Origin of the sequence: Terriglobus roseus, from assembly GCF_900102185.1 — a bacterium.
In the GTDB taxonomy this organism is placed as follows: Bacteria; Acidobacteriota; Terriglobia; order Terriglobales; family Acidobacteriaceae; genus Terriglobus; species Terriglobus roseus_A.
On the sequence record NZ_LT629690.1, the window covers coordinates 4,384,826 to 4,397,719 of the forward strand.

The 12,894-nt window shown below is 56.8% G+C and carries 9 protein-coding genes; 5 read left to right on the top strand and 4 right to left on the bottom strand.

All coding sequences use genetic code 11. From position 1 onward, the window contains the following. Positions 1 to 9 precede the first annotated feature (9 nt). From BLT38_RS18300 to BLT38_RS18310, 3 genes are all read left to right on the top strand, one after another. A complete protein-coding gene (locus BLT38_RS18300) occupies positions 10 to 1,155 on the top strand; it encodes a Gfo/Idh/MocA family protein (RefSeq protein ID WP_083346476.1) in 1,146 nt (381 codons plus the stop codon). 107 nt (positions 1,156 to 1,262) lie between these two features. Next, positions 1,263 to 2,168 (top strand): 3-keto-disaccharide hydrolase, encoded by a 906-nt coding sequence (locus tag BLT38_RS18305; RefSeq protein ID WP_083346477.1) that lies wholly within the window; start codon positions 1,263 to 1,265, stop codon positions 2,166 to 2,168. Between the two features lie 80 nt (positions 2,169 to 2,248). After that, a complete protein-coding gene (locus BLT38_RS18310) occupies positions 2,249 to 3,286 on the top strand; it encodes a hypothetical protein (protein ID WP_156785203.1) in 1,038 nt (345 codons plus the stop codon). Here BLT38_RS18310 and BLT38_RS18315 read toward each other — a convergent pair. Beyond that, on the bottom strand, positions 3,276 to 3,866 hold the full coding sequence (locus BLT38_RS18315; protein ID WP_083346479.1) for a sugar O-acetyltransferase: 591 nt from the start codon (positions 3,864 to 3,866) through the stop codon (positions 3,276 to 3,278). The two genes, BLT38_RS18310 and BLT38_RS18315, sit on opposite strands and share 11 nt — an antisense overlap. Positions 3,867 to 3,988: 122 nt before the next feature. Further along, positions 3,989 to 7,186, bottom strand: a complete 3,198-nt coding sequence (locus BLT38_RS18320; RefSeq protein WP_083346480.1) for a TonB-dependent receptor — start codon at positions 7,184 to 7,186, stop codon at positions 3,989 to 3,991. Positions 7,187 to 7,537: 351 nt separating this feature from the next. On the opposite strand from BLT38_RS18320, the gene BLT38_RS18325 reads away from it, so the two are divergent. After that, positions 7,538 to 9,097, top strand: a complete 1,560-nt coding sequence (locus tag BLT38_RS18325) for a tannase/feruloyl esterase family alpha/beta hydrolase (RefSeq protein WP_231966613.1) — start codon at positions 7,538 to 7,540, stop codon at positions 9,095 to 9,097. Between the two features lie 4 nt (positions 9,098 to 9,101). On the opposite strand, the gene BLT38_RS18330 is transcribed toward BLT38_RS18325, so the two are convergent. Then, positions 9,102 to 9,611 (bottom strand): GNAT family N-acetyltransferase, encoded by a 510-nt coding sequence (locus tag BLT38_RS18330; protein ID WP_083346481.1) that lies wholly within the window; start codon positions 9,609 to 9,611, stop codon positions 9,102 to 9,104. Beyond that, positions 9,595 to 11,208: a murein biosynthesis integral membrane protein MurJ gene (gene murJ, locus BLT38_RS18335; RefSeq protein WP_083346482.1), complete on the bottom strand. Its 1,614-nt coding sequence runs from the start codon at positions 11,206 to 11,208 to the stop codon at positions 9,595 to 9,597. The genes BLT38_RS18330 and murJ overlap by 17 nt, the downstream gene beginning before the upstream one ends. 119 nt (positions 11,209 to 11,327) lie before the next feature. Here murJ and BLT38_RS18340 point away from each other — a divergent pair, with 119 nt between their 5' ends. Beyond that, positions 11,328 to 12,890 carry a glycoside hydrolase 43 family protein gene (locus BLT38_RS18340; RefSeq protein WP_083346483.1) on the top strand — a complete coding sequence of 521 codons (1,563 nt, stop codon included), beginning with the start codon at positions 11,328 to 11,330 and terminating at the stop codon, positions 12,888 to 12,890. The last annotated feature ends 4 nt before the right edge of the window (positions 12,891 to 12,894 follow it).

Below are 12,894 nucleotides of genomic sequence, written 5' to 3' on the forward strand. Positions count from 1 at the left end.
GAGAAGACAGTGAGCAAGAAGACACTCAACATTGGTCTGGTGGGCTATGGCTTTATGGGCCGCACGCATTCCAACGCGTTTCGCCAGGCGCCAAAGTTTTTCGATCTGCCGTATGAGCCGGTGCTGAAAGCTGTCTCCGCACGCAACCCGGATCGTGTGAAAAAGTTTGCGGATAACTGGGGATGGCAGTCCGTTGAAAGCGATTGGAAGAAACTCGTCGAGCGCGACGACATTGACCTGATCGACATCGCCAGCCCGAACGACACACATGCAGAGATCGCGATTGCAGCCGCTAAGGCAGGCAAGATCGTAATGTGCGAAAAGCCGCTGGGCCGCACCGCAGAAGAAGCGAAGACCATGGTGAAGGCCGTGGAAGATGCAGGCGTGGCCAACATGGTTTGGTACAACTATCGCCGCGTGCCCGCTGTGGTGATGTTGAAGGACCTGCTGGATGAAGGCCGCTTCGGTCGCATCTTCCATTACCGCACGCAGTTCCTGCAGGACTGGACCATCTCGCAGGACTTGCCGATGGGCGGCGAAGGCCTGTGGCGTCTGGATGCTTCCGTCTCCGGCAGCGGCGTCACTGGCGACTTGCTCGCGCACAACATCGATATGGCCATGTGGCTGAACGGGCCCATCAAAGAAGTCAGCGCCGCGACGGAAACCTTCATCAAGGAACGCAAGAACACGCTCACCGGTGAAGTCGTCCCGGTGAAGATTGATGACGCTTCCGCATTCATCGCGCGTTTCGAAAACGGATCACTCGCACTGTTTGAAGCGACCCGCTATGCACGCGGTCACAAGGCGCTGTTCACGCTTGAAATCAACGGTGAGAAGGCGTCCGCATCGTGGGATCTGCATGACCTTCACCATCTGCAGTACTTCGATTACAAGAACGACGGCAAGCTGCGCGGTTGGACAGACATTCACATCACCGATGGCGATCACCCGTACATGAAGAACTGGTGGGTACCCGGATTGCAGATTGGTTATGAACACACGTTCACTCACCAGGTAGCAGACTTCGTAGCTTCGCTCGACAGTGGCAAGCCCGTGGGCCCAACCTTCCGCGATGGCTTGATGACGGAATATGTGACGGACGCGGTATTAAAGTCCGCACAGACAAAGAAGTGGGAGACGGTGGCGACGGAGTAAGTCGAGCTTACTTCTCATCCACTGTCGCGTTGATATTTCTTCATGCCGCAGGCTGCGGCTAAGTAGGTCCAGAAATTTTGTAACTGAATTACCGGAGGCTGTATCCGATGAAGTATCGCAACTTAATCGCCGCTGCGGGAGCACTTACACTCTCCGCGACACTTGTGGCGCAGGCACCAGCGGGCGCGCCGCCTGCTAATCCGCTGCGCGCCGGATTCCAACGCATTCAGCAGCCGCCGCCGATGGTCGACTTCGCCGACAACACCGGCTTCACATCGCTCTTTGACGGAACGCTGAAGGGCTGGAGCTACGACCCGAACCTGTGGGACATCAAGGATGGTTCGATTCATATCGTTGCCACCTGCGAGAAGCCCACAGGCACGGTGTATGCCGTCTCCACCGCGGGCGAGTTTGGTGACTTCGTGCTGAAGTATGAAATGAAGGGCACGGGCAACATTAACGGCGGCATGCAATTCCGCAGCTACATCACGGGCGATCCGAATTCAACCGGCACAAAGTTCCCGCCGGTAGTACGCCCCACGCCACCGCCGCGTCCCGCAGGATCCAATGCACCGGCACGTCCTCCACGCCCCGCAGCATGCGCTAACCCTGGTACGCCTCCCACGCGTGAGTTTGAGTCCAAGTGGGACCTGGCTGGTCCGCAGGCTGACTTTGATGAAGGTAACAAGTACAGCGGCATGTTCTATGAACAGAGCGGTCGCGCCGTCATCGCCACGCCCGGATTCTCCATGTATGGTGACGCCAGCGGCAGCTATGCCATGGCCAAGATCGTGGACAAGGCACAGCACGACGAATGGTTCCACAAGGACGATTGGAACCAGTTCATCGTCGTGGCGATTGGTCACTCCACGTCGATTTACATGAATGGCCACTTGATTACGCAGTTTGTAGATACCGATCCCACTTACTTCCGCCCCAGCGGCAAGATTGGTGTGGAGTCGGAATCCACTGGCGACCTTTGGGTGCGTAACATTTCCATTAAGAAGCTGTAACTACAGATTAAGAAACCAATGCAGCGGTCGCCGCGAAAATGCAGCGACCGCTGCATTCTGTTTCGGGAGAGAATAACGGCATGCCGAAGACGAACTATCTGGGACGCCGCACAGTTTCGATTGAAAACGAATTTCTTCGCCTCACCGTGACGGAAGAAGGTGGCCATATTGCTGAGGTGTACAGCAAGCGGGCTGATGTGAATCCGATGTGGACACCGCCTTGGCCGACCATGGAGCCAAGCGCGCTGAAGCCGGAGCAGGAAGTGCTTTACGGTGGCGATGCAGAAGCCAAGTTGCTGTCAGGCATTCTAGGGCACAACCTTTGCCTGGATATTTTCGGTGGACCAAGCGAAGCGGAAGCGGCCCTAGGGCTGACTGTGCATGGCGAGAGTTCCATCTTGCCGTACACGATTGAGGAGTCCGGTAACACGCTCACTTGCACAGCACACTTCCCGTTAGCGCAGATTGATTTCGTTCGCACGCTCACGCTTGAGGGTGAAGGCATCCGTATCGAAGAGCGGGTTACGAATAAGGTTGGGTTCGATCGTCCCATTGCATGGACGCAGCATGTAACGCTGTCGCCTCCATTCCTCGATCCAGCAACAACAGAATTCCGCATGAGCGCCGCAGGCCCTGCGATGACGCATCCAGAGAGCTTAGGCGAGGCTGCTTATCTGAAGCAGGGCGCACCTTTTGGCTGGCCCAATGCCCCAACAGTGAATGGCAGCGGTGTAGTGAACGTCACAGACATGAAGCCCGATGCACCAGCCAGCAGCTACATCGCTGTTCTGATGAAGCCGCAGTCGTACTTCAGCGCGTGGTCGCCGAAGTATCGTTTCGCCATTGCGTACGTCTGGGATGGCGCAGACTTCCCCTGGCTTGGCATCTGGGAAGAGAATCGCAGCCGTAGCCACGCTCCGTGGAAAAACGCCGGTGTAACACGCGGCATGGAGTTTGGTGTGAGCCCGTTCCCTGAATCGCGTCAGTCCATGGTGGAGCGCGGACACACGCTGAACACACCGGGTTTCAAGTGGCTGCCTGCGAATGGCACATTGAGCGCAACATATTTCATCCGTACGTTTGTCACGAACGAGCCGCCGGTGGATGTTACGGCTTAGCTGTCTTCGCGCGATCTTCCGATGTGATGGGCCGAAGCACGCGGCATGGATTGCCAACGGCCAACACATCGGAAGGAATGTCGCGTGTGACCACGCTGCCTGCGCCAATGACTGTACGATCACCAATGGTGACGCCGGGAAGAATCAGTGCACCCGCACCAATCCATACGTCGTTGCCAATGGTGACCGGCGCGCCGTATTCCTGTTGACGACGCAGTGATGCCTCCAACGGATGCAGCGGTGTAAGAATCTGCACGCCGCTTCCGATCTGCGTGTAATCACCAATGATGACAGGGCAGACATCCAGCACAATACAGTTGAAGTTGAAGAACACGCGTTCACCCAACTCAATGTTTGCGCCATAGTCACAAAAGAAGGGCGGCTGCATCCACACGGTGTCGCCGCCTTTGCCAAAGAGCTGATGCATCAGTGAGCGGCGCTCATCCGCATCGCGGTCGCGCGTGTTGTTCAACGAGTGGCAAAGGTCGCGTGCACGTTCCCTGCCCTCCATCAGTTCCGGGTCGAAGGGATCGTAGAGCTCGCCTGCGAGCATCTTTTCGCGTTCGGTAAGGTTCGACATCTTTGGTTGGATTGGGTTGTAGGCGATATGCGTTGTTCACGCGTGCAAGAAGAAATTCCCGTTGCCATCCTGGGCAATGCGCAGGACAACAACGGGAAATCAGGCAATAGAACAACGTCCGTTTAGAAGCTCAATTTCAGGCTCAATTGCAATTGCCGTGACGTAGCGGCCGCTGTGATGACACCAGCCGTGGGGCTCGCGACAATTGCTGCGGTTTGATTCGCCGTCGTACCTTGCGATGGGCCGGAAGAATAGATCACTGCATTCGGACTAAGCAGGTTCGTGTGGTTCAACAGATTGAAGCTCTCCACGCGGAACTGCGCCAACACGCGTTCGCCGATGGAAGTGGTCTTCTGCAACGACAGGTCCCAATCCGCATAGCCGGGGGCATTCAACGTATCGCGTCCCAGATTGCCCACCGTGCCATACGCAGGCGCGCTGAACGCCGCAGGATTGAAGTACTGCGCCACACGCTGTGCAGTAGTGCCCTTGTTAATCAGCTTGCCGTTGAAGCTGCTGTTTACATTCGGGCGAACCGGATTACGCGTATCGCCGGAACCCGTGGGGTTGTAACCAAGCTGCGGTGAGAACGGCAGACCACTCTGCAGCGTGAGAATGGTGCTCACCGTCCATCCACTCACCAGTTGATTCGTCAACGCACCGGTGTTCGAAGCAAGAGCATGGCCGTGACCGAACGGCAGATTGTACGTTCCATTGAACGCCGCAAGATGACGAACATCCGTGGCAGCCGGACCATAATCCAACGCAGGGTTCTTCGGATAAGAAACGAATGCAGGCGTATTCGCAGAGACGCTCGTGTTCCACGCCGAGCCGTTATCCAGATTCTTGCTGAAGGTATAAACCGCGCGGAACTGCAGACCGCTGGAGAAGTTTCGTTTCAAGTCCAACAACAGGCCGTTGTAATTGCTGATGCCCTGCGACACCCACGATGTGGTGTTCGCCACGGCAGGATTCGCGCGCGTGGTGTTCGGGTAGTACAGCGTGCCGTTGGGCACACCCGTGGGGCAGTTGTTGTTGCAGGTGATGGATGCCGGTTCGTTCTGATTCTCACTCAAAATCTGGTGATAACCGTGCGATCCAATGTAGCCCGCAGTCAACGAAAGATTCGGTGCAAGCTGACGTTCAATGCGCAGTGTGTACGACGCAACGGTTGGTGTAGCAATATCGGTCTGCACATTCGAAGGCGAGATCAAACCTGCCGCACCGGATGTTGGATTCGCAACAGTAGTACCGCTGTAAGACAGCGTCGTATTAAACGGCGCAGCCTGATCGAAACGATAGTCCAGGTTATCCAGCAGCGAATGATGCAAACCAAAGCTGGCGCGTACTGCAGTCTTGCCATCGCCGCTAACATTCCATGCAAGTCCCACACGCGGCTGCGGCAGGAACTTAGCATGGTTATTCAACAGGCCATTGCTGCCCACGGTGGGATTAGTACTGATGACGCCATTGGTCAGCGTGTACACACCAGCGCGGCCCTGCGCTTCATTGAAGCCATTGCTGCTCTCAAAACGCAGACCATAGCTCAGCTCCAGATTGCGATGTGCTTTCCACGTGTCTTCCACATAGGCGGCACCAAACCAGCTGCGCCATGCCAGTTCCGTTGGCGAAGGCACAACAGTAAAGGTCTTGATGTTGCCCGCGAGAAACGTCGACAGCGATGCAAAGCTGGCCTGACCGTACTGGTTCTGCGCCAGGTTGTCGTTCGATTGCAGACGCTGCAACCACCCGCCCGCTTCAAGCGTGTGATTGCCCAGCGTGATGTACACGTGGTCGTCAAACGTAAACAGGTTGCGCGTAATCGCATTGTTCGATCCAACGTTCGCACCCGCACCGGTGATCTGCGAAGAGCCGTTCGAAGCCGTCGATCCCGCAATCACAATCGCGCCCACAGGCTTACCGGGAACAAACGTTCCAGATACAGCGGCAATATCCGAAGGCACCGAACCCATGAAGTAAAAGCTTGCGCGCGAGAAACCGAAGCGAGCCGTGTTCAACACACGCGGTGAAAACACATGCTGTTCCTGCACGCTGAACACCTGTTCGCGCAGCGCTTCATCAATCAGTGAAAGCGGATTCTGCGTGGGTGTGTGCGCCGTCGAATCGTCCACGGTATACACGCCAAACAACAGATCGTTCGCAGTCAGATTCGCATCGGCACGCGCGGTGCCAAAGTCTTCGCGGATATGCTGCGTCGGTGTCGAATACGCAATGGCAATGCCCGAGCCAAGATCTGGCCCATTGGCGATGGGCCAAAGATTCAACAATGGCTTCACGGATGCAACCGCCGAAGCACGTGATGCCGCATTCGGAACCAGCGTAACGTCGCTCAAGCCAAGGTTCTGGCGATAGCCTTCGTAGTTACCGAACAGGAAGATCTTGTCCGTACGAATAGGGCCACCCAACGCTGCACCAAAGTTATTGCGTTGGAAGTTCGGCTTCTTTGCCTGATCGAAGTAGTTGCGTGCATCCAGTGCGGAGTTCCGCAAAAACTCATACGCCGAACCGTGTACGCGATTCGTTCCTGACGCGGTAACAATGCTGATCTGCGCACCCTGCCGCTTACCGTAGCTCGCGCCATACGTGTCTGAGACCACGTTGAATTCGCGCACAGCCTCCACACCCAGCAACTGACCACTGGTGCCACCGGGAGTTACGTTGATCAGCGATGCACCTGTGTATTCCACACCGTTGAGAAGGTAAAGATTGTCCTGCGGACGCCGCCCAGAAACCGAAAACATATTGCCCACGGACGAGTTCGACGTCCCCACCGAACCAGATCGTTGCGAGGTGTAATTCACCGTCGCAGGATTCAGCGTGATGAGCTGGTCGTAGCTGCGTCCGTTCAGCGGCAGGTCTTTCACCTGGCGTTCATTCACCAGTCCAGAGACCTGCTCGTTCGACAGATTCACAGTAGGGGCGCTGTCAGTCACGCTGACTTGCTGCGCATCGGAAGCCACACGCAGATGCAGATCAAACGCAACAGCCTGCCCGACGGTAAGGCTTATGCCGCTATGCTTCTCCGCTGCGAAGCCTGCTGCCTGCACCGAGATGGTGTATGTACCAACGGCGACAGACGGAGCGGCGTAGCGCCCCGCCGCATCGGTAGTCAGGCGGCGTTCCGTTCCAGTGTCTTCGTCGCGTACAACGACAGCTGCGCCAGAAACAGCAGCGCCAGACGAGTCCGTAACAACGCCATGGATGGTGCTGCCAACAACCTGCGCAACCAGCGACGGTTCAGCAGAGGTAGCAATAAGAGCGAGTGCAATAGATGCAAGACGATAGCGACGCAAAAACATGCGCGAGGGTCCTTTTGTGTGTCGATCTGTATAGGAAGAAATGCGCGGCGATGCGCCGCAATTACGAGCGGGGTGTCAGCGACAACAACAACACGGATTCGCGAAACCGGAATACACGGGTAGCAAGCTCGCTGCCTGAAGGGATCAGGCTGGAAGGAGTTCAGAAAAGAAGGGAAACGTGGAGGGGCGAACGCTCAGAACTTAGCGGCAACAACAGAAACGGGTTGCGAAGGAGCGGAACGCCATAGTGCGATTATCGCTTTGCAGAGGCGAAATTGCAAAGCGTCCGCGGTTTCTCACCCCATAAATTTCACGGGTTTGCTGTCAGAACAGGTATAGAGTGGTCGCGTCATGATTCGCTCATCTCTACTCGCGCTGAGTCTCATTTCCCTCCCCGCCTCCGCCTTCGCTGCGCAGGATTGTGCGTCATTGAAGAAGGTTGCAGTGCCAGATGCCACCATTCTTTCCGCTACCGAAGTCCCTTCACAGCCCTTTGCCGCACCCATATCCACGCCCGGACTGATGCTGCCACCACTGTGCGTCGTGAAAGGCATTCTGCATCCCACGACCGATTCCAAGATCCGCTTTGAAGTATGGCTGCCGCAGACGGGATGGAACGGCAAGATCGTAGACGTGGGCAACGGCGGTTTCGCCGGTTCCATCGGCTACCAGCAGATGGGCGCAAACGTGTTGGCTGGTTACGCCACCGGTGATTCCGACGCAGGACACCAGGCCGATTCCGAAGACGCAAGCTGGGCCTTCGGACATCCCGAGAAGATCAAAGACTTCGCTTGGCGCGCGGTTCATCTCACCGCAGGCGTGTCGAAGATCATGGTCAAGGCTTACTACGGCAAGCCGCAGGAGAAAGCCTACTTTGACTCATGCAGCGACGGCGGGCGTGAAGCGCTGATGGAAGCACAGCGTTTCCCGCAGGATTATGACGGCATTCTCGCCGGCGCTCCGGCCAACAACTGGACGCATATGCTGACCAACGGTCTCGCAATGGCGCAGGCCATGGGCGACGATCCAACGGCGTTCTTCTCCAGCATGAAGTTGCCGGCGATCCACGCCGCATCGCTCGCCGCATGCGATGCACAAGACGGCGTGAAGGACGGCATCCTCACTGATCCGGAACACTGCCGCTTTGATCCCGCAGTGCTTACCTGCAAAGGCGCTGAAGACACCAGTTGCCTAACGCCAAAACAGGTGCAGACATTGCACGCGCTGTATGGTGGCAGCAAAGACGCCAAAGGACAAACCATCTTCCCCGGCTATGTTCCCGGCGATGAAGGCGCGGGTTGGAAGAGCTGGATTCTGGGCACCGCTCCAACAACCGGCAGCGGCGGCGCTTACGTAACCAACTACTTCCGTTACATGGTCTACAACGATCCGAAGTGGAACCCGCTCGCAGCCAACACGGAAGACGCTCTGCGACGTGGCATGGAAAGCGCAGCCAAAGAGGTCGATGCCACCAACGCTGATCTTTCCGCATTCGCAGCGCACGGCGGCAAGCTGATTCTGTATCACGGCTGGAACGATCCCGGCATCTCGCCATGGAACACGGTGAATTACTTCAACGATGTGAAGAAGACCATGGGCGAAGCGAAGGCAGCGCAGACCGTGCGACTGTTCATGGCGCCCGGTGTGGAACATTGCCTCGGCGGCCCCGGACCAAGCCTCTTTGGTCAGCTTGGATTTCCCGCAGCAAACGGCAAGGGTACCGGCGCTATGGACCTGCTGCAGGTGTGGGTAGAGAAGGGCACAGCGCCAGAGATAATTCTGGCCACCACGCCGAAAGATCCGCGAGTGCCGCAGATTGTGCGTCCGTTGTGTGCCTATCCGAAACGCGCTGTGTACAACGGCAAAGGCGATCCGAATCAGCCCGACAGCTTCACCTGCAAAGCAAATTAAGCAGCTACAGAGGCCGGTCCAACCGATAGTACGGATGCATGCGTTGATGCGGTCCCCAGGGTTCGTGGTGGGTATACACGAACCCCAGCCGCTCAATCAGCGCCTGCGAATTTGCGTTATCCGGACCATGCCCTGCAACAAGCGATGAGGTAGATGTGTGAGCCCAGGCGTGCGCCATTACAGCGCGTGCGGCTTCTTCACCATAGCGTCCGCTCCAGAATGGCCGTGCAATGTGCACACCAATTTCAAGTTCACCCAGTGAGCCGTGAAAGGGACGAAGTCCTGCACATCCTGCATGTTCGCCCGTCTCCAACGAAAAGATTGGCCAGTATTGAAAGCCATACTTCTGTTGGTTAGCACACTCATCGCGAAAGCGCTCCTCAGCCTGTGCCACGGAACGAGCACCGCCCATGTGACGCATCACATCACCGTCTGTCCAGAGAGCAATCGCCAACGGCAGATCCTCAGCGCGCCATGTACGAAAACGCAGACGCGCGCTATCGGTCGGGTGCATCGGATGCCTCAATCAACGGCGCAGCGGCAGAAGCCGGCTTCGTCTTTCTACGCAGAACAACTGCAGGCAGTGCGGAACGCGTAAGCAGCAGCACGACAACCACTACAACAAACCACGCCGCTGTCCCCGTGGCCAGTCGCAGCAGCGCCGTAACAAATGTCGTTCCCTGCGGCAGATAACGCAGCGAAAACGCAGCGGCGCATCCACCAAGAATGGCAGCCAGCGAAGACTTGCCGAGCTCGCTCCATTCCAGGTCGGCAACACGCACCATGCCTTTACGATTCAGCAGGACAGCCAGCGCAATCATGTGCGCAGCAATGCCAATGTCTGATGCAATGACCAATCCCGGAATGCCATGCGTACGGAAGAGCAATGCATACACCGGCAGCGAAAGCACCGTAACAACCGTGCCAGAGATCATTGGCGTAAGCGTGTTGCCAACAGCATAAAACGCACGCGCATACAGGTTCTGTGATGCCCAGAAGACTAGCGAATAGCAAAACAAAACAAACAGAGAAGCTGCTGCCGAAGCATCGGCACCGTGGAACTTTCCACCACGCAATGCAACATCAATGATGGGCTGCGCCAGCGCGATCATCACAGATGTAAGCAACAGACTTACAGCCAGCAATCGCGAAACAGAACGATTCACCGCAGAGTTGAACGCAGACTTATCCTTCAACCAAAGCGAGGCAAAGAATGGCAGGGAAGCCGCGCCCGCTGCAGGTCCAATGATGTTCATCGGCGCATTGAACAACTGGCGCGAATAACTCATCAGCGAAATCGCGCCTTCTGTGTGGCCCGCAAAATGGTTCCGTATCCAAGGATCAAGCGTCACCAGCGATTGCCCCAGCATCAGCGGCAGGCTCAGCTTTACCCACTCGCGCAATGCCGGATCACGGAGATTGAATATCGGCGACCACCGCATTCCAATGGAATAGGCGCCAATGACATAGGTGAGAAAGAACCCAAAGAACGCTCCCACCACTGCACCGTACGCAAGCGAATGAACTCCGAACCGCGCATGCAGCAGTACGGCTCCTGCAATGATGCCGCCGTTGTACAGCAGCGGTTGCACAGCCTGATAGATGAAGATCTTTCGCACCAGCAGGCGCGAACCAAAGATGCCGCCTGCAAAGCCCAGCAACTGGTTCACCAGCAGGATCCGCGTCAACTGTACGCAGAGATGCGCGGTCTCCGGATTGCGCAATTCCAATACGTAACGCACATATTGCGGCGCAAAAATACCGGCGAGAACCAGCCCCGCGCTCAACACGAGCGTCATCACGTTGAGCACATTGGAAAGCGCAAGATCGCCTTCCGTCTGTCGCCCTTCGTTTTCATATTGCGTCAGCAGCTTGACAAAAGTTGTGGACGCAACGCCGCCAATCAACAGATATGAAATGGTGTCCGGTAGCTGAAACGCGCCCGTGTACGCATCCACCGCGCCGCTCACACCAAAGAAGTGTGCGATGAGTTTGCCGCGCACCAGTCCAAGCACACCGCTCAACAGCGCGGAGACCATGAGCAGCAGCGATGCAGAGAACGCAGACGAAGCGCGTCCGCGCGTGTTCTGGGATGAGGTCGTGTCCGCCAAGCAACCTCTATTTTAGGGGCTTAGCCACCTTCTACAGGATTTTCTATCTGGATGCGGGTTGCGCTTTCTGATGCTTCCGTGGCTCACTGAAAGGAATAAGTAGTGGACGTGGAGGAAATATGCAGCGTTGGATTGCAGGTTTGTTAGGAGCCAGTTCGCTGTTGCTGGGCAGTGCTTCTGCACAGAAAAAAGAAGCGACCGTTCCCTTCCACAACCCCATCCTCTTCGCCGATTATTCCGACCCCGACGTGATCGCCGATGGCGGAAAGTATTACCTCGTCGCATCCACCTTTCAATACGTGCCAGGCATCCCCATCCTTGAATCGACGGATCTGGTGCATTGGACGATTCTTGGTCACGCCGTCGATCGCGTAACACTGGCGCCGCAGTATGGCCTTATCGATGGCAATCGTTACGGCGCTGGCATCTGGGCGCCTGCCATCCGCAAGCACAACGGCACATACTTCATTTACTTCCCCACGCCGGATGAAGGCATCTTCGTAACCACGGCGAAGTCGATTCGCGGACCCTGGTCAAAGCCCGTTGCGGTCATTGCGCAGGCAAAGCTGGAAGATCCGTGCCCCTTCTGGGATGACGATGGCAATGCGTACCTCATCCATTCGCGCAAAGGCGCAGGCCCGCTGATCCTGCATCGCATGTCGCCGGATGGATTGCATGTTCTGGACGAAGGCAAGGTCATCGTGGACGATCCCAAGAACCTGCACACGCTCGAAGGCCCCAAGATGTACAAGCGGAATGGCTGGTACTACATCTTCGCGCCGTACGGCGGTGTGGGCACCGGAGCGCAAGTCGTAATGCGTTCAAAGAACGTATGGGGACCATACGACTATCGCACCGTACTGGCGCAGGGCAACACGGACATCAACGGGCCACATCAAGGCGGCTACATTGAAACGCCTGATGGCAAAGGCTGGTTCATCCACTTCCAGAAGCGCGAATCACACGGCCGCATCCTTCATCTGCAGCCAGTGCGATGGGAAGATGACTGGCCCATCATGGGCAATGCTCCCGCAGGCGCAACGCAGGGAACGCCTGTAGCCTCTGGCGAAGTGGCGGTTCCCGTTGCATCCGTCGGCGAAGGATCGCCGCAAACATCGGACGAATTCACCGCGAAAACACTGGCGCCGCAGTGGGAGTGGAACCACAATCCTGACAATGCATTGTGGTCGTTAACGAAGCGCAGCGGTTATCTAAGCCTGACGCCATCCGTCGCAACAGACCTATTCGCCGCACACAACACACTGACGCAACAGATGCAGGACAACGATTTCGAAGCGACTGTGAGGCTGGATGTGACCAAGCTTCCGACAAGTGGCCATGCAGGCTTGAGCATGTTTGAAAAGGCTGCAGGCGGCGTGGAGATCACCACCAACGCGCAAGGCAAACGCCAGCTGTTCTTCTTCCACGGAAGCGATCGCGCCGCAGGCCCTGAAATAACGCGCAACGTTGTGGATCTTCGCATCATGGTACATGGCGACGTGGCCGCCTATTCTTACAGCACAGATGGCACAACCTTCCAGCCGCTCGGTGCAGAGACAAAGATGACCTTCTCATGGTGGAAGGGCGCACGCCCAGCCATCTTCGTGTATCGCACATCAACCAACGGCGATGCAGGCCGCGTAGATGTGGACTGGTTCCGCTACAAGACGATCAGCCAGTAACAAC

Excerpts from the sequence above, each read along its gene's own strand:
- BLT38_RS18315 (WP_083346479.1), bottom strand. The coding sequence starts at position 3,866 with ATGTCGAACCTTACCGAACGCGAAAAGATGCTCGCAGGCGAGCTCTAC.
- BLT38_RS18325 (WP_231966613.1), top strand. The coding sequence starts at position 7,538 with ATGATTCGCTCATCTCTACTCGCGCTGAGTCTCATTTCCCTCCCCGCC.
- BLT38_RS18310 (WP_156785203.1), top strand. The coding sequence starts at position 2,249 with ATGCCGAAGACGAACTATCTGGGACGCCGCACAGTTTCGATTGAAAAC.
- BLT38_RS18330 (WP_083346481.1), bottom strand. The coding sequence starts at position 9,611 with ATGCACCCGACCGATAGCGCGCGTCTGCGTTTTCGTACATGGCGCGCT.
- BLT38_RS18320 (WP_083346480.1), bottom strand. The coding sequence starts at position 7,186 with ATGTTTTTGCGTCGCTATCGTCTTGCATCTATTGCACTCGCTCTTATT.
- BLT38_RS18340 (WP_083346483.1), top strand. The coding sequence starts at position 11,328 with ATGCAGCGTTGGATTGCAGGTTTGTTAGGAGCCAGTTCGCTGTTGCTG.
- BLT38_RS18305 (WP_083346477.1), top strand. The coding sequence starts at position 1,263 with ATGAAGTATCGCAACTTAATCGCCGCTGCGGGAGCACTTACACTCTCC.